We start from the raw sequence: 19,978 nt of genomic DNA, 5'->3' as shown, positions 1-19,978 counted from the left end.
AGCGCTACCGCAGGCTCGACACCCCGGCCCTGATCACCCGCCTGGCTCGAACTCGTCCCACCAGAACCATCACCACACCCCAGCAGGCCGCCACCAGCGCCCTGCACCACATGGCCCGCACCCACCAGGACCTGCACCACCGAGCCGAACGGCTCAACCAGCAGATGCATCACATCCTGACCACCCACTACCCCGGCCTATTAGCCGTCTACGGCGCCGGCACCACCGTCGCCGCACAGCTCGCCGTCACCGCCGGAGGCAACCCCGGACGCATCCACAACGAAGCCGCCTTCGCCCACCTGTGCGCCACCGCCCCCATTCCCGCATCCAGCGGTAAAACCACCCGTCATCGCCTCAACCCAGGCGGCGACAGACGAGCCAACGCCGCCCTGCACCGCATCGCCCTGGTACGCCTACGCCACGACTCCACCACCAAGAACTACGCCGACCGACGCACCCAAGCCTCGGGTTTTCATTGTTGAGGTGTTGAAAGTGGGGTGAAGGTGCTCCTTTTCCTGGGATAATGCGGATTGCTTAGGTCCGTGCATGACCAGGAGAGGAGCACCTTCGTGGTGAAGAATAGCGGGTTGTACCCGTCTGTGGTGGCGGAGTCGGGGGACGTGCCTGCGGTGGGGCTGGCCGGGGCGAGGCTGCTGACCGAGACGAGCAGGGTCACGGGCCTGGGCGACGAGCTCTCGCGGGCCCTGTCTGCGTGGCGACGGTCGTGGGCGGTGCACGACCCGGGCAAGATCATGGCGGATCTGGCGGTGTGCGTGGCCCTGGGCGGCCGGTGCCTGTCGGATGTGGCCCTGCTGCGATGCCAGGGGGAGGTCTTCGGGCCGGTGGCCTCCGACCCCACAGTCTGTCGGCTGGTGGGGACCCTGGCCGACCACGTCGAGGCGGTCGAGGCCGCCGTGAACCGGGCCCGCACAGTGGTGCGGCAGCGGGCGTGGGCCCTGGCCGGAGCGGACGCCCCCACGGCTGGTATCTCGGCGGCCCACCCGTTGGTGATCGACGTCGACGCCACCCTGGTTAATGTCCACTTAAGACAAGGAGGGCGCGGCCCCGACCTTCAAGAAGGGGTTCGGCTACCACCCCCTGACCGCCTGGATCGACCACGGAACCGGCCAAGGTGGGGGTGAGTGCGCGGTGATCATGCTGCGGCCCGGTAACGCCGGGTCGAACACCGCCGCCGACCACGTCGAGATCATCCGCCGAGCCCTGGACCAGGCCGGACTGGGACCCCGGCCCGGGCGGCGGGTCCTGGTGCGCATCGACGGGGCCGGAGGAACGAAGGAGACCATCGAGCTCCTCACCCGCCGGCGGGTGTCCTACAGCGCGGGGTTCACCCTGCCGGACCACACGCCGCAGATCTACGACACCATCCCCGAGGCGGCCTGGACCCCCGCGTACAACACCGACGGTGAGCCCAGACAGGGTGCGGACGTCGCTGAGACCCGCCGACCTGCTGGACCTGACCGCCTGGCCCAAGGGGATGCGGGTGATCATGCGCCGAGAGCGGCCCCACCAGGGCGCCCAGCTGCGCTTCGAGGACGTGGGCGGCTACCGGCTCACCGCCTTCGCCACCAACACAAAAGTGGGCCAGCTCGCCGACCTCGAGGTCCGCCACCGGCTACGGGCCCGCTGCGAGGACCGCATCCGCTGCGCGAAAGACACCGGGCTTGACCGCTTCCCCTTGCAGGGGTTCGCTCAGAACCGTATCTGGTGCCTGATCGTGGCCCTGGCCTGCGACCTGCTGGCCTTCTCCCAGCTGCTCGCCATGGCCGACGCCCCCGCCCGCGCCTGGGAGCCCCGGACGATCCGGTTGCGGCTGATGGCCATCCCCGCCGTCATCGCCCGCCACGCCCGCCGCACCGTCCTGCGCTACAAGGCCGACCACCCCTGGACCGACCTCCTGCTTGCCGGGCTCGGGCACCTCCAGGCACTCCCCGCCCCGTAGACACGCGGAACTCATCTCCTGCCCGCCACGATCCTGAAGGACCCCCCTGGCCCCTGGAAAGGCCCGACCACCGCGAGACGACACGCGGCAGACCGCCACACCCAACCGGCATAATCAACCCCACGACACCGGCAACGACGCCACCCAAACCCACTCAACCAGACGACGAAAGATCGAGGCAAGAAGGCAAAACCACCAACGAAATCATCCGCTGCCTCATCCACACCGGACGCCTCAAAGACCACCTGACAACAACCACCTAAACCAGCCGATAAGCCCCACCTACCACACCCTCAAACACGAAGAGCCACTTTGCCGATCCCCTGACGGAATGGGGAGAACTACCATTGACGTGAGTGAGTACGGGTGAGCACGATGTTCGTGAACATTCCTTCATATGTTCTCGGAAGGTGGAGCCGTCGCGGTGGCCTCGGTTGCTGTGGTCGGCTTCCGCGACGGTCGCTTCACGCGTCCAACGTCTCATCCGAGTCGCCTTGATCGGCTTGTGCTACGGCAGTTTGGGAGGCCAGACCGACTGCTACAGTGCGAGATCGATGAGGTAACGAGCATTACTGGCGAATGGCGAAGACTCGTACGGGACTCATTCTGGCACTGAGGTTCTCCGAGGATGGGACATATCCGCCGGCGAGGCTTCTGCACTCCACCGGAGTGCGGCCTCAAAGGGACTGGACGCAATGGTGACGGTAGACGGCCGGTCCTGAGTACGGACACCGAGAATCAACTAAAAGAGAGAAGGTGACAAGTAGTATCGCAAGAGCGGTTCTTGTTGATGTAACTCACTGAAGGCCGTTCGCAGGTGTAGTTATCCCCGGCGTTCGTTCAATTCAGAGGAGAGTGATTTCTGTCATGTGAATTGAGTGTCAACCACTCAAATGTTGATTGACGCAAGTACAGAATGCCGCGACATGAACGAATGTATTCTCGAACTCACTTTCGTAAGGGGAACAGGAAATCGTGCATGAACCAGAATTCAACCAGACGTCGGCCTCCGTCCCTCACGCGGCACCTCAGTGTGAGCCGCAAGTCGTGAACGAAAAGAAAATGGCGCTGAAATGCGTGCTAGATGCAGTTGAAGAAGCTGTTGAAGATGTCGGAGCGGATTCTGCTAGAACAGGAAAGAAGCCTCCATCAGAAAGTCTCACAAATGGCCTCGGTGGTGATGGTAGTGCATGGAAATCGGCACTCGCCGACAAAATTCATACCGACCTCGCCGGAGTACTCGGAACCATTTCTTCATGCTTCTCCTCGGAAGAGGATAAGGTCAGAGCTGAATGGAATAGTGAGCCTCAGTACGTCGACAAAACTGACCCCAGAGCGAAGTGGAGAGGAATATGACTTACATTTCACTCGATCCCGCGCGGTTGCAGGAACTGATCACTGACCTCAGTGAGTATGCATATAAAACGCGCAAAAATCACGATACCGTGCAAAATGTTAACTTTTTTAAGAAGTTTCCGACGGATCTCACTGACTTTCAGAACAAAGGTTCGAGTGCGATCGCATCTTTGGAGGAGAAAACAAAAGAGCTTCAGGCGCGCCTGGATTCCGCTAAAGCCGCGAATGAAAGCGGTATCACCTCCATAGGGGCGAACGGGATGATCTCCTATTTCATTCCTGATGGTGAAGAAGATACGATGAAGAATGCGCTGGAACACAATCATGTGGAAACGGTCAAGCAGGCCAAGGAAGACGCCCGGAAACTCAAGGAATACTCTACTAGCAAAAAAGGTCCTTCTGATGAGAAGTGGAACTCTTTAGTTAGGAGAATGAAAACTCATCAGGATGATTCCGCGTACGCCAATACGATTGTAGCTAACATTGACCCAAAGAATTTGCGCAACATTCCCATTCTTCCCTCTGAAGCTTTCAGCAATATTAATCTTGGTTATGGTAAAATCGGGAGTACTGCAGTATTGTATGGAGGATTGTCAGACAAACAGAGAGGCGAGTCAGCAGATGTGCTCGGACATCTTGTCTCAACCGCGTCTAATACCTGGCCTGAGAGCAAGGCTAAGAAATATGCGAAACAGCTCACTGAAAACATAGATCGTAGAGGTGTGTTGGGTTTAAATAGAATCTTCTCTTCGTCGCGAAGCGTCGATATCGATGGGGATGGGAAGAAAGAAAACATTGGCTTAAAGTATAATGATAGCATGTTGGTAGCCGTGGCAACAAAGCTTGAGAAACAGCGTGCGAGAATTTCTAGTGACGATCTGTATGGTGTACGATCCGGGGACAACTTGTACGGCGTTGTTCATGCCATGACTGGAAACACTAGTGCTGCTACAAAGTGGCTTGCGGTAAGGAAGTCCGGTAGTGGCGGCAAAGGGTCTGAAGGCGAAGTGGACGCTGAAAAGACAGCGACACGCACCAAAAAACTTGTCGAACAAAGTTCCATCGGTGATAACCAATGGACAGACGACTGGACGCTACTGGCAGCTCAGCAAGCAGTTTCAAGTAGCGATGCTCCCTCTCACGGAACCGCTCAGGCCGGAATCGTGTCAGGTGCCCTTAATGCCATTGGAGAAGATGATAATAAAATTAAGATGACTGATAAGGCGAGAAACGCTGCCTCCATCGCTATGTCAGCATATCCCTACGGCGTACAGCGGTCAGCTGAAACAGACGATCTTCCATCGATGGTGTCTGGCAATATGGGGAAGTATGGTTGGTCGAAGAATCTTCCCCGGCAACCATTACTGACAAACAAGGCACTCACCAACGTCCTTGGACAGATCGGTCAGAATGATGCAGCGCTTGCCCGCCTAACCGGTTCTCAAGAGGCATTCAACAAAATGCAGATAAGCCCCGGAAATGTTCCTCAAGGGAACAGTCAGTATCTCAGTAACACTTTAACGTCGCAAAGTAGGATGCGTGGGTTCATGCAAGGGGCGATCGCTAGGCAGGCAGAGATTGATGGGGCGGATGCCGATGCAAGAACGGCTGCCTGGGCTAATGCGGCATCGACGGCGATTGGCGGTATTCCAATACCTGGATTTGACCAGTTGGGCAAAACTCTTGAGATCGGCTCTAAGTTCGCGGCGAACGTGGGCAAGAGTGCTGCCTCCGAAGGAGCCAAGAATGGGATGACTAAACTGTATGGCGGCCAGGAACTGAAAGCCAAGGATAAGAATTCGGCGTTGAAGGCCGCCGGATTGAATGCCAATCGGCAAATCTCGGGGATGGTGCTTCTTAAAAGTGGACTGTACTCTCAAGATGAGCTGAAGGCCGTGGCCAAGATTCCGGGAGTTGATGTAGGTGAAGTGCTGTCGCCGGACGGCGAATTAAAAGTCCACACAGGGGGGCCGTTGAAAGGAACTCAGTCGGAGGCGCTTATTCATGTGGTCAAAAATTTGCCGGCAGAGAATCATGGTGCGCTGAATAATGTCGATAAGAACATGTCTGATTCGTACGAGTCTGCGTACGATGCGGCGCATGAGCAGCCGAAATGAGGACGAAGATAATCAGTCATCTGAGCCACAAACGCGTACAGCGGTACGGCGGCCCGTAGTGCACGCCCGCTCCTACGCTCTCCAGTCGCCCATGGCTCCCTCCAGGCAGCCCAGGGCGGCATCGATGAGGCTGTGGCGCTGGTCGTTAGGGCAGCCAGCGTGCACCCAGCGTAGGCAAGCGTCGTCGAGGAAGCCCAGGTAGCCCCAGAAGGCGAAGTCGTCACGGTGGCCTCGGTTGCCGCCGACGACCTCCGCCAGTGCCCTCACGGCTGCCTCGCGCGCCTCCTGCCTCACTCGGGCCGCCTCACCGGGCTCATGCCCGGCCAGAATCTGGTACGCCATCCACCCGGGGGAGCGCTCGGCGATGAAGTCCAGGTAGGTCAGTACCGAGGCCCGCACTCGGTCCCGGGCCGACGACCCCTCCGGCAGGGCGTCGTCGGCCCGACGGGTGCGCTCGGCGAGTTCGTCGACGGCGCCCTGGAGCACCTGGGCGTAGATGCCGGCCTTTCCCACGAAGTACTTGTGCACCAGCGCCTCGGAGGCCTGCGCCTCCTCGGCGATCTCGGCCAGTGAAACCTCCTCGTAGGGGCGGCTCGCGAAGGCGCGGCTCGCGGCGGACAGGATGAGCTCGCGGCGCTCGGCGGGGTCCATACGCAGGCGTGGGCGCTTGTCGGTGCGGGACGGCATCTTGACATGTTATCGGGTCCGGCGGCACCCTTAGAGGCATGACTAGTGAGTCAACTGGAATAAGCCGCCCTGCAACCCCTGCCTGGATCGATCACGCCATCTGGTGGCAGGTCTATCCCCTCGGCGCCACCGGCGCCCCCATCCGCCCCGAACCCGGTGAGCCGCTGACCGAGCCCGGAGCCCCCGCGCGCCTGGACCGCCTGGAGCCCTGGCTCGACTACGCCGTCGAGCTCGGCGCCAACGGCCTGTCCCTCGGCCCCATCTTCGCCTCATCCACTCACGGCTATGACACCACCGACCACCTGCGCGTCGACCCCCGCCTGGGGGACGACGCCGCCTTCGACCGCCTCGCCGAGGGCTGCCGCGCCCGCGGCCTTGCCCTCATGCTCGACGGCGTCCTCGGGCACGTCGGCACCGAGCACCCCCTCTTCCAATCCGCCCGCGCCGGGGGAGAGGAGCGCAGCCTCTTCCACTTCGACGACGCGGCCGGCGGGGAGGACCACGGGCAGGCCGGACCCGGCTACGCCACCTTCGAGGGCCACGAGGCCCTGCCCGCCCTCAACCACGGCTCCACCGAGGTGCGCGACCTGGCCGTGCGGGTCCTGATCCACTGGCTCAACCGCGGCGCGAACGCTTGGCGCCTGGACGCCGCCTACGGCATCGACCCCGCCTTTTGGGCGAGCGTCCTGCCCGCCGTGCGCGAGCACCACCCCGACGCCTGGTTCATGGGTGAGGTCATCCACGGCGACTACGCCGGATTCGTGGAGGCCTCCACCGTTGACACCGTCACCCAGTACGAGCTGTGGAAGGCCACCTGGAGCTCGCTGGCCGACGTCAACTTCTACGAGCTCGACTGGTGCCTGAAGCGCCACAACGAGCTGCTGGATCGCTTCATCCCGGCCACCTTCGTCGGCAACCACGACGTCACCCGCATCGCCAGCAAGGTCGGGGCCGCCAAGGCCGCGCTCGCCGTCGTCCTGCTCATGACCGTCGGCGGCGTGCCCAGCGTCTACTACGGGGACGAGCAGGCCTTCCGGGGGGTGAAGACCGAGACCCTCGGCGGCGACGACGAGGTCCGCCCCGCCCTGCCGGCCGCGCCGTCCGAGCTCGCGCCGCAGGGCGCCTGGATGCTGCGACTCCACCAGGACCTCATCGGACTGCGGCGGCGCCACCCCTGGCTGGTGCGCGCCCGCACCGAGGTCACCGAACTGGACAACCCGCGGCTGGCCTACGACGCCGTGGGTGAGCAGGGCCAGAGGCTGCACGTGAGCCTGACCCTGGATCCGGCCCCCCGAGCCGAGGTCCGCGCCCCCGGCGAGGCTCCGATCATCGTCGAGCCGCCCGCGGAGTGACCCCGTCCGGTCTCCGTCTCCCCTGTGCCGAGCCGGGCAGATTTCGCGTAGCCGGGCAGAATTTCTGTAGGGCTACGCGAGAAATGCCCGGTTCGACGCCCCGCCGCGCAGGATCGTCCCCGTCGGTGCGGCCTCAGACGTCGGTGGGGTCGGGAGAAACTGTGCGGAACCGGCGTCGGTAGGCCGACGGCGTCGTGCCGAGCACCCGGGCGAAGGCCTGCCGCAAGGTGACGGCGCTGCCGAAGCCGCAGATCGTGGCCACCTGCTCGACCGTCAGGTCCGTGCTCTCCAGCAGGCGCTGCGCCTCGCGTACACGTTGGGCGCGCACCCAGGCGGCCGGCGCCGCGCCGGTCGCCTCCCGGAAGATGCGGATGAAGGAACGGGTGCTCATCTGCGCCGTTCTCGCCAGTCGCTCCACCGGCAGCGGCTCGCCCAGGTGCTCCAGCGCCCAGGCGGCGGTGCGGCCGATCGGGTCGTCATCGGGGCGCTGCGGCACCGGATGCTCGATGTATTGGGCCTGGCCGCCCTCCCGGTGCGGTGCGATGACGAGCTGGCGTGCGACCTCGTTGGCCGCCTGCGCCCCCAGCCGCGTGCGCACCAGGTGGAGGCAGGCGTCCAGGCCCGACGCCGCGCCCGCCGAGGTCAGGACGTCGCCGTGATCCACGTACAGGACCGACTCGTCCAGCGTGATCTCCGGGTGCTCGTGCGCCAGCGGTTCGAAAGCCCGCCAGTGCGTCACGGCCCGGCGTCCGCCGATGAGACCGGCCTCGGCCAGCGGAAGCGCCCCCAGGCACAGGCCGACGATGCCGGCGCCCCGAGCGTGCGCCGCCTCCAGCAGCGAGCACAGGCCTCGTCCTGCGGGGCGCCCGTCGGCGAACCACGCCGGTACCACGACGACGTCGGCCTCCTTCGCCAGGTCTGGACCGCCCAGACCGCCGAGGACGTAGCCCTCCGAGGTGCGGATAGAAGCGGAGAACGACGATGGGGCGGACGGCGTCGGGCTCGTGCTCTCCGTATAGTCCGCAGTGCTCCCGGTGGGCGCCGTCTGCCCTGAATCGAGGGTGAACAATGAGACCCGCCAGTCGGCCAGACCCAGTTGTTCGACGGTTCTGAAAACCATCTGGGGGATCGACAGGTGGAACATGGTGATGCCGTCGAAGGCGTAGACGGCGATGTGCATACGGCCTCCCTGGGCGATCCCGGTCCGGCTCGACGTCGGGCACGCTTCGAACCGATTGGCGTGAATTCATCGGTGAATAGCATATGCGCCACTGGTGGGTGATGCTCTGTCCTCGCATCCTGAGCGGGACAATGTAATCGACGCGCCGACGCGCGTACTTCTGGAGGCACTGTGCCCGCTTCACAGGACGAATCTCGACAGACCCTTCAACCCTTTCACGCCGGGTCACGGCCGCGGCCCGGGTCCCAGACCAAGATCCCGTCGGGCCCTCGCCGGGCTCTCGTCCTCGTCGACGTGCAGAACGAGTACGCCCGCCTGCCGCTGCGCATCCGCTACCCGCGCCTGGGCGACTGCCTGGAGCAGATCGAGCGGGTGCTCGACGCCGCCGCGAACGCCGGCCTCCCCGTGGTCTGCGTGCAGCACGCCGGCCGGCCCGGCGGTGCGATCTTCGACCCCGAAGGAAAAGGCTTCGCGCTCTGCCCGAGCATCGAGCGCAGGCGAACCCCGCAGTGGAAGCGTGTCGTCAAGCACCGCGGTTCGATCTACGCGGACACGGACCTGGCGGCGTGGCTGAGTGAGCGGGGCGTCGACACTGTGACGCTCGTCGGATTCATGGCGAATAACTGCATCCTGGCCTCGGCGGCCTGGGGTGAGACGATCGGCCTGACGACGGAGGTGCTCTCCGACGCCGTCGGCGCCATCAACCTGCGCAACCGCGCCGGAAAGGCGAATGCTCGCACGGTGCACACCACGCTCATGGCGCTGTTGCACTCCAACTGGGCGGCGGTGGCCACCACCGATGACTGGTGCCGGGCGCTGACTCGTGACGAGCCACTGCCGCGCAGCAACCTCGTCGTCTCCGCAATGGCTCCGTTCTGATAGCGCTGTTGACGGTGACAGGGACAGTTGGCGCCGGCGGGTGCCATCGACGCGTACGGAGACAGAATTCCTGTTCCTGTTCGCGTGGGATATCCCCGGCCGTGGGGCTAACAGCAACGTGGATCGGCCTTGACCCTCACGTAGCGTGAGGGATGAGGCTGCGCGCATGAGCACCTTCAACGCATTCGAGATGAGTCCGGTCCCCACACCCAGCGAGGACGCCAAGCCGCCCGAGCCCTTCCATGGCATCTACGGGATGCCGATGTTCGTCACCGTTCCGACGTCGGACCTGGACGCCTCGGTGGACTTCTGGACGGAGGCGCTCGGCTTCTTCTCCCTGTTCAGCATTCCCGGCCGGCTCGTGCATCTGCGCCGCTGGGCCTTCCAGGACGTCCTTCTGGTGCCGGCCCCGCAGGAGCCCTCCCCGGTCCCTGGCCCCGCGATGAGCGTCAGCTTCGCCTGCGTCCTGTCCCAGATCGACGAGATCGCCGCGGCCTGCGAGCAGCGCCGACCGGGCAGCGTCACCGGCCCGCGCATCACGCCGTGGAACTCCTCCGAGGTCGAGGTCACCACCCCCGAGGGCGTGCGCGTCGTCCTCACCGCCGCCAGGTCCCTGGACCCTGACAGCGAGCAGGCCGACAACTTGCGGCGCGTCGGCATCGAGGTGCCCGAGGCCTGACCGCCGCCGTCTCACCCCTGTCGCAGCCGGAGGCATTCAACGCGTGGAATGCCTCCGGCCGGAAGACGGCGCGGGGTCAGGGCGCGGGATGGAAACGCGCGCCGGCGGACGGATCGGCCAGCCATGCCAGCGCCGCCTCAATGCGCCCGGGAGTCGAGCTCAGCAGCGGCTCGGGCAGTGCGTCGGGCTCGAACCAGCCCACGTGCGTCGACTCGTCGTCGGCCGCATGGGCCCGGGCCGCGGTGCCGGGCCGCGCCCGCCCCACGAAGTTGATGTCCATGAACACGCAGTTGTCCCCGTTGGGGAAGGCGAAGGGCTCGCCCGCGGTCACGTCCGTGAGCGCCAGCACCTCCACGTCCACGCCGGTCTCCTCCAGGCACTCGCGCCGGATCGCCACCGCGGGCTGTTCGCCGGGCTCGGGGATGCCGGAGACGACCGCCCACCTCCCGTTGTCTGCCCGCCGTCCCAGCAGGAGCCGGCCGGCCTCGTCGACGACGACGATGCTCACCCCCGGCAGCCACAGCATGTCGTGCCCGATCTTCTGCCGCAGGGAGACGATAAACTCAGGAGTCGCCATACCGCGAGCCTAGACGATCACTCGCCACGGATGAGCCCGGCAGGCGCGGGGTGCCTGCACGCACTGAGCACAACAAAATCTTCATAAACGACACGGCTCCGCGTCGCCTATGAAGATTCTGTCGAAGTGGGTGGGTGCAGCCCGGCCCGGGCCCGGCTGGGCCGTCTACACGAGCATGGCGACGATGAACCGGGTGAGCGTGGCCATGATCCAGGCCGTGGCAAACATGTAGGTGTAGGCGATGATCGGCCACTTCCAGGTGCCGGTCTCGCGGCGCATGGCTCCTGCCGTGGCCATGCACTGGAGGGCGTAGACGAAGAACACGAGGACCGCGATGACGGTGGCCGGGTTGAACAGCTGGTCGCCGGCCTTGTTGGTCAGCGTGTCCTGCTGGTAGGTCATGGTGGCCAGGTGGGCGCTGGGCTCCTCGGGGTCCTCGGCGGCGGCGATCTGGCCGAGTGTGGCCACGAAGGTCTCGCGCGCGGCCAGCGAGGAGAGCACCGCGACGTTGATGCGCCAGTCGAAGCCCAGCGGTTCGAAGACCGGTTGGACCGCTTTGCCCCCCTTGGCCGCCCAGGAGTTGTCCATCGTGTAGGAGGTCTTCTGGGCCTCCAGCAGCTTGTCCAGCTCCTCGGGGTCGGTGATGATCTCGCCGTCGTCGCCCTTGACCGTGGACGACGACGGGTCATCCACCGCTGCTGCCACGGCTGCGCACTCGGCGTCAGTGGCGCAGTGGGCATTGAACTGCTCCTCGGAGCGCATAGGCACGTTGAGCAGCACCCACAGGATGATGGTGGTCAGGGTGATGATCGTGCCGGCCTTCTTCACAAAGCCTTTGCAGGCGTCCCACACCATGAGCGCGACGGCGCGTGGCCGCGGCAGCCGGTAGGGCGGCATCTCCATGTAGAAGGGCAGGAGCACCCCGCCGCGGTCGGTGAGCTGCTTGACCACCCAGGCGGCCGCCATCGCCGAGACGGCCCCCAACAGGTAGAGGGCGAACATGACGGTGCCGCGTGCTCCCAGGGGCCCGATCTTCGCGTCGCCGGGCACCATGATGGAGGTGAGCAGGACGTAGACAGGCAGTCTCGCCGAGCAGGTCATGAGTGGGGCGGCCAGCATCGTGGCCACGCGGTCCTTGGCGCTGGGAAGCGTGCGGGTGGCCATGATTCCGGGGATCGCGCAGGCCAGCGAGGACAGCAGCGCCACGAAAGCCCGCCCCTCCAATCCGGCCCGACTCATGACCTTGTCCATGAGGAAAGCCGCCCTTGACATGTACCCCACGCCCTCCAGGACGGCAATGATGAGGAACATGATGATGATCTGGGGGATGAAGGTGAGCACCGCCCCCACGCCCCCGATGAGGCCGTCACCCAGAAGGCCTGCGATGAGCGGGTGGGAGTCGTCCAGCCAGCCGTGAACCAGCTGCCCCAGTGCCCCGAAGCCGTCCTCGATGGCGCCCTTGAAGGGCTCGGCCCAGGTGAAGATGGCCTGGAAGAAGACGTACATGATGGCGAAGAACACCAGGGAGCCCAGGACCGGCTGGAGCAGTACTCGGTCGATGACGGCCGTCACGCGGTCCTGCTGGGGCGCTTCGTAGGCGGCGGCGGCCAGGATTGAGTCGGCCCAGGAGGCGACTTCGCCGGGCGTCGTCGGTGGAGCCAACGGTGGGCGCTGCCAGTCGGCGACCTCGGTGAGACGCTCGCGCAGATCGGGTATGCCGATGCCCCGGTTGCCGACTACCCGCACGGCCGGAATCCCCAGGGCCTGGCCCAGGGCTGCCACGTCGAGGTGCCCGGAGCGCCGGGTGAGTTCGTCGGTCATGGTGACCACCAGGCAGGTGGGCAGGTCCAGGGCGAGGGCCTCGGCCACGAAGTTCAACCCCCGCCGCAGCGTCGTGGCGTCGACGACGACCACCAGGGCATCGGGGACGGAGACGGTCTGCGAGGAGTCGGTGAGCACATCGCGCACCACCTGCTCGTCGGGGCTGATCGGGTCCAGGGAGTAGGCGCCCGGCAGGTCCTCAATCGTCAGGTCGGTCTCGCCGATCCGGCAGGTCCCCAGCGATCGGGTGACGGTGACACCGGGATAGTTGCCGGTCTTGGCGTGCAGGCCGGTCAGGGCGTTGTAGATGGAGGTCTTGCCGGCGTTGGGGCCCCGGCCAGGGCGATGCGCCGGGCCCCGACCACCAGTGTCTTGGAGCTGGAGGAACCGCAGTGGCAGTCCGGGGCGCCGGGGACGTCATGGGCGGCGCAGTGGTCGCTCATAGGTGCTGTTCCTCTCCCAGAGGCTGGGCGACCGGCTCGGTGGAGGAGGTCTCCTCTTCCACCTCCGCCTCGGCCGCGGTGGCGGACTCCGCCTCGGCCGCGGCGTCGTCGTCGGTCTCGGCGGTGGTTTCGACCCGGACGATGCGGGCCTCGTGGCGGCGCAGGCACAGCTCGTAGTCGGCGACGCGGTAGACCACCGGATCGCCCAGCGGGGCCCGGCGCAACGGGGTGACGACCCTTCCGGGGACGAAGCCCAGGTTGCTCAGCCGTCTGATGATGGGGGCGCTGGCCGTGTCCTCCACAAGGCCGACCACGCGGCCCGTGGCGCCCAGGCGCAGGTCGGAGAGGGAGCTTTCCGCCGGAGGTGGGGTGCCCGTGGAGGCCGATGTGCTGTGCTGTGAGACTGCTGTCGTCATGATGTCCTCGAATATCGTCGGGGTTCCTCAGAGTCCTGTTCCGTCCTTGGGCTCGATGCGGAAGAGGCGCATCGCCCATATCAGTCTAAGGTGAGGCTTCTCTATGGTCAGGTTTTCAGGGCGTCCCTGACACAGATCGGAACGTGTACGCGGTGCTCACAGTCTCGAGCCGGGCGTTTTTCGCGTAGCCCAACGGAAAGACGGTAGGGCTACGCAAAAAACGCCCGGCTCGGCGAAAGGAGGACGGGCCGGCAGGATTGGCGGGGACGGGCGGCTACTCGTCGACCCGGCGGACCTCGACCAGCCAGGGGCAGCGACGCCGCAGCAGGTGCTCGAAGCGCGCGTGCATTGTGATCTCGGCGGCGGGGCAGTCGTCGCAGGCGCCTTCCATGGAGATCTCGACGACGCCGTCGCGCACCGAGCGCACGGCGAGTGAACCGCCGTGGCTGTTGACGAAGGACCCCAGCGAGCCGTCGGCGATCTGCCGCGCGGCCGCCTCCAGGGCATCGTCGGGCCCGGCGGCGTGGGCGGTCTCCCCGCCCTCCCAGGAATCCGGGGCTCCCAGGGCGTCTACCAGCGCGCTGCGCACGCGGGCGCCCTCCTGCCGCCAGCTGCGGCCGGGACCCAGGAGTGTGAGCACGGCCCCGCCGTCGACCCTCACCGAGCCCAGAGTGCCGTCGTCGATGAGCGATTGGAGCATCGCCGGCGCCTGGGCCACCTCCCCGGTGAAGGGCAGCAGGCCGTCGGGGACGACCCACCGCAGCACGTCGGGATCTGGCGTGGTCACCGGGTGCGTGGGAACGACGGGCATGACTACCGCACCTCTCCTGAACGTCCTGTTATCCGTCTGCTTTCCATTGTGACCCTCATCGAGATCATATGAATAAGGTGACGAGCGCGTGAGACACCGCCGCCATGATCCAGGCCGTGGCGAACATGTAGACGAAGGCGATGATCGGCCACTTCCAGGTGCCGGTCTCGCGGCGCATGGCTCCTGCCGTGGCCATGCACTGGAGGGCGTAGACGAAGAACACGAGGACCGCGATGACGGTGGCCGGGTTGAACAGCTGGTCGCCGGCCTTGTTGGTCAGCGTGTCCTGCTGGTAGGTCATGGTGGCCAGGTGGGCGCTGGGCTCCTCGGGGTCCTCGGCGGCGGCGATCTGGCCGAGTGTGGCCACGAAGGTCTCGCGCGCGGCCAGCGAGGACAGGATGGCAACGTTGATGCGCCAGTCGAAGCCCAGTGGCTCGAAGACCGGCTGGACCGCCTTGCCCCCCTTGGCCGCCCAGGAGTTGTCCATCGTGTAGGAGGTCTTCTGGGCGTCCAGCAGTTTGCTCAGCTCCTCGGGGTCGGTGACGATCTCGCCATCGTCGCCCTTGACCGTGGATGATGCCGGGTCCTCCACGGCCGCAGAGACGGCTGCACATTGGGTATCGGAGGCGCAGTAGGTCTCGAACTGGGCGTCGGAGCGCATGGGGACGTTGAGCAGCACCCACAGGATGATGGTGGTCAGGGTGATGATCGTGCCGGCCTTCTTCAAGAAGCCCTTGCAGGCATCCCACACCATGATGGCGATCGTGTGCACGCGGGGCATGCGGTAAGGCGGCATCTCCATGTAGAAGGGCAGCAGGATATGGCCGCGGTCCGTGAGCTGCTTGACCACCCACGCGGCCGCCATCGCCGAGACGGCCCCCAACAGGTAGAGGGCGAACATGATGACGCCGCGCGCCCCGAAGGGCCCGACTCTGGCGCCGCCATCGACCGTCAATGAGATCATGATGACGTAGACGGGCAGTCTCGCCGAGCAGGTCATGAGTGGGGCGCCCAGCATCGTGGCCACCCGGTCCTTGGTGGAGGGAAGCGTGCGGGTGGCCATGATTCCGGGGATCGCGCAGGCCAGCGAGGACAGCAGCGCCACGAAAGCCCGCCCCTCCAATCCGGCGATGCTCATGACCTTGTCCATGAGGAAAGCTGCTCGCGACATGTACCCCACGCCCTCCAGGACGGCAATGATGAGGAACATGATGATGATCTGGGGGATGAAGGTGAGCACCGCCCCCACGCCCCCGATGAGGCCGTCACCCAGGAGCCCAGCGATGAGCGGATGGGATGCATCGAGCCAGTTGTGAACCATGGTCCCCAGCGCCCCGAAGCCGTCCTCGATGGCGCCCTTGAAGGGCTCGGCCCAGGTGAAGATGGCCTGGAAGAAGAGGAACATGATCGTGAAGAACACGATCGTGCCCGGGATGGGGCGCAGCAGGACCTTGTCGATCGCCGAGGTGATCTGGTCGCTCTGGGGCGGCTGGTAGTCGGCGGCCGCGAGCACCGAGTCAGCCCAGGAGGTGATCTCGTCGGGGTCGGTGGGCGGCGGCAGGGGGGTGCGCTGCCAGGTGGCCACCTGGGCGAGCTGGGCGCGCAGGTCGGGCATGCCGATGCCCCGGTGCCCGATGACCCGTACGGCCGGGACGCCCAGTGCCTGGCCCAGCGCCGCCACGTTGAGACGGCCGGTGCGACGGCTGAGCTCGTCGGTCATGGTGACCACCAGGCAGGTGGGCAGGTCCAGGGCGAGGGCCTCGGCGATGAAATTCATCCCCCGCTGCAGCGTCGTGGCATCGACGATGATAACCAGGGCATCCGGGGCGCTGACCGTGGTCGAGGTCCCGGTGAGGACGTCGTGGACGATCTCCTCGTCGGGGCTGATCGGGTCCAGGGAGTAGGCGCCCGGCAGATCCTCGACCGTCAGGGTCTTGCCCCCGATCTTGCAGGTGCCCAGGGACCGCTGGACGGTGACGCCGGGATAGTTGCCGGTCTTGGCGTGCAGGCCGGTCAGGGCGTTGTAGATGGAGGTCTTGCCGGCGTTGGGGCCCCGGCCAGGGCAATGCGCGGGGCTCCGGCCGTGAGGGTCTTGGAGCTGCCCGAGCCGTTGTGGCAGTCGGCGCCGTCATAGTGGTGATCGCCGCGGGGCGGCTGACCGGTGGCGTGCTGCATGGTGTCGTGGGTGCTCACAGGGTCCCTCCTGCTTCTGCCGTGTCCGCGGCCGCGTGCCTCCCGGCCGGTCTGGGATGAAGGATGATGCGGTTCTCGGCCTCGATGGTGGTGACCTGGATGAGTCGGGCCTCGTGGCGGCGCAGGCACAGTTCGTAGTCGGAGACACGGTAGACCACCGGGTCGCCCATGGGGGCGCGGCGCAGGGGAGTGGCGATCCGTCCGGGGACGAAACCCAGGTTGCGCAGCCGCCTGATGAGGACTCCGCCGACGCCGTCATCGAGCAGCCGGATGATGCGTCCGCTGGTTCCGGGGCTGAGGTCCGACAGCGCGAACGTGGGGGTTCCGGGATCGGGGAGGCGGGCGGTACCGGCGGGGGCGCGGTGTCGTGGAACGTCAAAGGCCATGGTGTCCTCAGCTCGGCATGAAGGGAACTTCGTCATTGGGAGTGTAAGGCGATGCTTCTCAACCTCGCAGGAAATCAGGACAGACTCTGTGTCAGTGTCGACAGGTCACTCCGGAGATGTTACGGGGAATGAGCAGGGAATTGGGTATGCCGTGCGCCGGAGCTCTGGTGTTCGATTATCCAGTTGTTCCGAGGAGAACGGTTGACAATGGGAGAAGACGTATAAAATACTTCATGACCATTTCCCGTCACTGCAAGATATCGCGCTTGCGGCGACGGGAAATGGTCGGTAGATGATATTTCGGAGTGGTTGTGTCGGAATATTCCGATCGGAAGTCGGGAGCTATCTCGCCGCCCAGAGCCTTCTTTGGGATGTGTGGGGCGCTCAGGGGCGTCTGGCGAGGTGGGGAGTGGTTAGCGGACGGTGGGGCTGGGCATGTTCTGGGCGCCCAGGTAGTAGACGTAGCCGAGCGGCACGACGAAGATGAAGAAGGTGATACGAACCACCCAGGCGTTGATGTTCCACTTGTCGGCAAGGCCTCCGCAAACGCCAAGCCAGACCTTGTCGTTAGAACGTGCGGGCCAATCGAAACCAGAAGAATTCTGTGCTGTCATGGCAGATATTCTGCAATGCCTGAGCCCTGATGTCACATTGTGGTTCCACCCTGAATAAATCAACGTCCAATAAGGGGGTGGCGGCGTGTCGGGCGGGTGTGGTGCGAGATTTCGACGAAAGTCGGGAGCAGAAGTGTTCTTCCGGTTTTCTACGGTTTCTATGTGGTCGACCTCGAAAAATACTCCGCATCCAATAAGCGTGATGAGGCTCTCTTTATGTTCTTGCATATTAGGAATGTTGTGACTCACTAAAATAGATTAGGTGAGCCTATGTATATTGGCGACGAGGGCTCACTTCCCCGGCGGCCTGCGCTGTCATCAGGAGACTCAGCGGGGTCGGGACATGGCCACCGTGCGGGCGCGCTCGGCCCAGGCGTCGTCGAGCGGTTCGGGTTCCCAGGTGGCGCCGCTGTGCTCGACGGCCCTGGCTAGCAGCCAGTCGGCCACGGCCGGGTTCTTGGGCAGCAGGGAGCCGTGCAGGTAGGTGCCGATGACGTGGTGGACGCGCCCGCCCTCGGTGGAGTCCTTGCCGTTGTTGCCGTCGCCCACGCGCACGGTGCCGAAAGGGCGCGCGCCCGGCCCCAGGGTGGTCAGGCCGGAGTGGTTCTCATAGCCGACCACCGCGCCGAAATCCTCGGTGCCCAGGGTGATGTTGCCGATGAGGCGGGTGTCTCCGGCCACCGTGTGGGCGTCCATGAGACTGATACCGGGAATCTCCTGGCCTTTGGCGGTGGTGAAGCCGTGTCCGAAGAGCTGGTAGAGGCCGCAGATCGCCAGCATCGGGACGCCGTCGGCCGCCCACGCCTTGAGCGCGGGGCCGACCTTGACCAGGTCCTCCTTGATGCGATCCTGACCGGAGTCCTGGCCACCGCCGCCCACGAGGATGTCGACGTCGCTCGGCAGCTCGTCGCCCGGATCGTAGGAGAGGAGTTCGACGTCGTAGCCCTGCCACTGGGCGCGCCGTGCCAGCACGAGCGTGTTGCCCCAGTCGCCGTAGATGTTCATGTCCCGCGGATAGAGCTGGAGCAGGCGCAGGCTGCCGCGGGCGGGGCCGTCGGTGGTGTGCTCGTAGCGCGCGGTCATGACATGACCTCCTCAACATCTGTCATCTCGCCCAGGATCGAGCGCAGTGCCAGCATGGCGGTGTAGGTGGTGAAGATCCGCATCGGGCGGTCGGTGTCGGCGGCGACCCTGCGCATGAGGGCCACAGCTTTGCGCAGGTCGGGCTCGACGTCGGTGACTTCGACGTCGTCGTAGCGCAGCCGCAGCGCCATGTCCCAGGCGCGTACGCCGGTGACGACGGCGACCCCGCCGGGGCGCAGGGCGGAGAAATCGACGTCCCACAGCCAGGACATGTCCCGTCCGTCGGCGTACTCGTCGTTGATGGCTACGACCACGACCTCACCGGACTGCGCCTGGGCGGCCGCTGAAAGCAGGCCCATGCGGAAGCCGGCCGGGTTCTTGACCAGGGAGAGCTGGACGGGGCGGCCATCCAGAGTGAGGACCTCGCCGCGGCCGAAGGCGGCCTGTACGGTGCCCAGGGTGGTGAGCAGTCCGGGCAGGTCGGCGTCCTCGCCCAGCACCTCCAGGACCACCCCGAGGGCGGCGCAGGCGTTGAGTAGGTTGTGGACGCCAGGAATAGCGAAGTCGACCTCGTGGGAGGCTCCATCGACGCGCACGGTAGCGCGCTGACCGTCAATGGCCTCCAGAGTGACGCGCGGGCCGGGGATTTGGGATTCGTCCTGGTGCGCCCGGGGGCCGGTCTGGCCGGTGCGCAGATCGTCGTCGGACAGGAACAGGGAGCGCAGGTCCTCGCCGGTGCCGAAGGAGACGACGCGGGCGGAGACGCCCTCGAGGAATGCGGGCGCGGCCAGGCGCGGGTCGTCGCCGTTGAGGACGACGACGTCGCTGGTGGCCTTGGCGATGGAGTGCAGGAGGGAGGCCGTGTAGTCGATCTCGCCGAAGCGGTCGAGCTGATCGCGCATGACGTTGAGCAGCAGGCAGGCGCGCGGGCGGACCCTGGCCACGAAGTGCACGGCGTGGGCCTCGTCGAGCTCGAGGACCGCGATGTCGGCGTCGAGGCGGCCGGCGGCGTCGACCTCGGTCAGCAGGGAGGCGAGCACGCCGCGCACGAAGTTCGAGCCGGTCCGGTTGGTGAAGACCTTGAGGCCCTGCTCGCGCAGGAGCTGGACGACCATCTTGGTGGTCGTGGTCTTGCCGTTGGTGCCCGAGACCACGATGACGCCGCGAGGCAGGCGGCTCAGCGTGCGCTCCAGGAAACCGGGGTCGGTGCGCTCCATGACCAGGCCGGGGAAAGCGGTGCCGCCGCTGCCGCCGCCGCGCAGACGCGCCGCCAGCCGCGCCGCGTGGCCGAGGGTGACCGTGAGTCGAGAACGCATGGGACTCCTGCCGACTGAAGAGGGGCGCGCCAGGGGCGCGGACGGAGCGTTGGTGCTCATATGGGCACCAACTGCGCGCCAGTCTAGGGCAGCAGATCGGTTACGGAC

Annotated in this window: 15 protein-coding genes and 3 pseudogenes; 7 read left to right on the top strand and 11 right to left on the bottom strand. The window is 65.5% G+C overall.

Annotated features, from left to right (window positions below):
* The 4 genes and pseudogenes from HMPREF0975_RS17315 to HMPREF0975_RS15585 form a co-directional block, all read left to right on the top strand.
* Positions 1-482, top strand: a 482-nt coding sequence (locus HMPREF0975_RS17315; RefSeq protein ID WP_009233809.1) for a transposase, incomplete at its 5' end; no start/stop codon positions are given.
* Between the two features lie 87 nt (positions 483-569).
* Positions 570-1,960 (top strand): annotated as a pseudogene (locus HMPREF0975_RS08870) (IS1380 family transposase).
* 1,047 nt (positions 1,961-3,007) lie between these two features.
* Positions 3,008-3,316 (top strand): hypothetical protein, encoded by a 309-nt coding sequence (locus HMPREF0975_RS15590; RefSeq protein WP_156808233.1) that lies wholly within the window; start codon positions 3,008-3,010, stop codon positions 3,314-3,316.
* Positions 3,313-5,433 carry a DUF6571 family protein gene (locus tag HMPREF0975_RS15585; protein WP_009233806.1) on the top strand — a complete coding sequence of 707 codons (2,121 nt, stop codon included), beginning with the start codon at positions 3,313-3,315 and terminating at the stop codon, positions 5,431-5,433. Before HMPREF0975_RS15590 ends, HMPREF0975_RS15585 begins: the two co-directional genes overlap by 4 nt.
* A gap of 72 nt (positions 5,434-5,505) precedes the next feature.
* Here HMPREF0975_RS15585 and HMPREF0975_RS08860 read toward each other — a convergent pair whose 3' ends face one another.
* Positions 5,506-6,120 carry a TetR/AcrR family transcriptional regulator gene (locus HMPREF0975_RS08860; protein WP_009233805.1) on the bottom strand — a complete coding sequence of 205 codons (615 nt, stop codon included), beginning with the start codon at positions 6,118-6,120 and terminating at the stop codon, positions 5,506-5,508.
* A 38-nt stretch (positions 6,121-6,158) separates the two neighbouring features.
* Between HMPREF0975_RS08860 and HMPREF0975_RS08855 the strand changes: the two genes are divergently transcribed.
* On the top strand, positions 6,159-7,472 hold the full coding sequence (locus HMPREF0975_RS08855) for an alpha-amylase family protein (protein ID WP_009233804.1): 1,314 nt from the start codon (positions 6,159-6,161) through the stop codon (positions 7,470-7,472).
* A gap of 133 nt (positions 7,473-7,605) precedes the next feature.
* Here HMPREF0975_RS08855 and HMPREF0975_RS08850 read toward each other — a convergent pair whose 3' ends face one another.
* Positions 7,606-8,652, bottom strand: coding sequence for a GlxA family transcriptional regulator (locus HMPREF0975_RS08850; protein WP_009233803.1), 1,047 nt, complete (start codon positions 8,650-8,652; stop codon positions 7,606-7,608).
* 255 nt (positions 8,653-8,907) lie between these two features.
* Between HMPREF0975_RS08850 and HMPREF0975_RS08845 the strand changes: the two genes are divergently transcribed.
* Both HMPREF0975_RS08845 and HMPREF0975_RS08840 read left to right on the top strand, forming a co-directional pair.
* Positions 8,908-9,531 carry an isochorismatase family protein gene (locus HMPREF0975_RS08845; RefSeq protein WP_049939708.1) on the top strand — a complete coding sequence of 208 codons (624 nt, stop codon included), beginning with the start codon at positions 8,908-8,910 and terminating at the stop codon, positions 9,529-9,531.
* Between the two features lie 166 nt (positions 9,532-9,697).
* Entirely contained in the window at positions 9,698-10,210 is a 513-nt protein-coding gene (locus HMPREF0975_RS08840; RefSeq protein WP_009233801.1) for a VOC family protein, read from the top strand.
* A 76-nt stretch (positions 10,211-10,286) separates the two neighbouring features.
* Here the strand turns inward: HMPREF0975_RS08840 and HMPREF0975_RS08835 are convergent, their stop codons facing one another.
* From HMPREF0975_RS08835 to HMPREF0975_RS08790, 9 genes and pseudogenes are all read right to left on the bottom strand, one after another.
* On the bottom strand, positions 10,287-10,787 hold the full coding sequence (locus HMPREF0975_RS08835) for an NUDIX hydrolase (RefSeq protein ID WP_009233800.1): 501 nt from the start codon (positions 10,785-10,787) through the stop codon (positions 10,287-10,289).
* Positions 10,788-10,952: 165 nt separating this feature from the next.
* Positions 10,953-13,051 (bottom strand): annotated as a pseudogene (gene feoB, locus HMPREF0975_RS08830) (ferrous iron transporter B).
* Positions 13,048-13,467, bottom strand: coding sequence for a FeoA family protein (locus tag HMPREF0975_RS08825; protein ID WP_009233798.1), 420 nt, complete (start codon positions 13,465-13,467; stop codon positions 13,048-13,050). Before HMPREF0975_RS08825 ends, feoB (HMPREF0975_RS08830) begins: the two are co-directional and overlap by 4 nt.
* Before the next feature lie 274 nt (positions 13,468-13,741).
* On the bottom strand, positions 13,742-14,278 hold the full coding sequence (locus HMPREF0975_RS08820; protein WP_009233797.1) for a NifU family protein: 537 nt from the start codon (positions 14,276-14,278) through the stop codon (positions 13,742-13,744).
* Between the two features lie 64 nt (positions 14,279-14,342).
* Positions 14,343-16,471, bottom strand: a pseudogene (feoB, locus tag HMPREF0975_RS08815) (ferrous iron transporter B).
* A complete protein-coding gene (locus tag HMPREF0975_RS08805) occupies positions 16,468-16,857 on the bottom strand; it encodes a FeoA family protein (RefSeq protein WP_009233794.1) in 390 nt (129 codons plus the stop codon). The pseudogene feoB (HMPREF0975_RS08815) and the gene HMPREF0975_RS08805 overlap by 4 nt, the downstream one beginning before the upstream one ends.
* 413 nt (positions 16,858-17,270) lie before the next feature.
* Positions 17,271-17,471: a PspC domain-containing protein gene (locus tag HMPREF0975_RS08800; RefSeq protein WP_009233793.1), complete on the bottom strand. Its 201-nt coding sequence runs from the start codon at positions 17,469-17,471 to the stop codon at positions 17,271-17,273.
* Between the two features lie 327 nt (positions 17,472-17,798).
* A complete protein-coding gene (locus HMPREF0975_RS08795; protein WP_009233792.1) occupies positions 17,799-18,554 on the bottom strand; it encodes a type 1 glutamine amidotransferase in 756 nt (251 codons plus the stop codon).
* Positions 18,551-19,870: a Mur ligase family protein gene (locus tag HMPREF0975_RS08790; RefSeq protein ID WP_009233791.1), complete on the bottom strand. Its 1,320-nt coding sequence runs from the start codon at positions 19,868-19,870 to the stop codon at positions 18,551-18,553. Before HMPREF0975_RS08790 ends, HMPREF0975_RS08795 begins: the two co-directional genes overlap by 4 nt.
* Between the last annotated feature and the right edge of the window lie 108 nt (positions 19,871-19,978).

This window comes from Actinomyces sp. oral taxon 849 str. F0330 (assembly GCF_000239715.1).
GTDB lineage: Bacteria > Actinomycetota > Actinomycetes > Actinomycetales > Actinomycetaceae > Actinomyces > Actinomyces johnsonii.
This window is presented reverse-complemented; position numbering and strand designations above follow the sequence as displayed.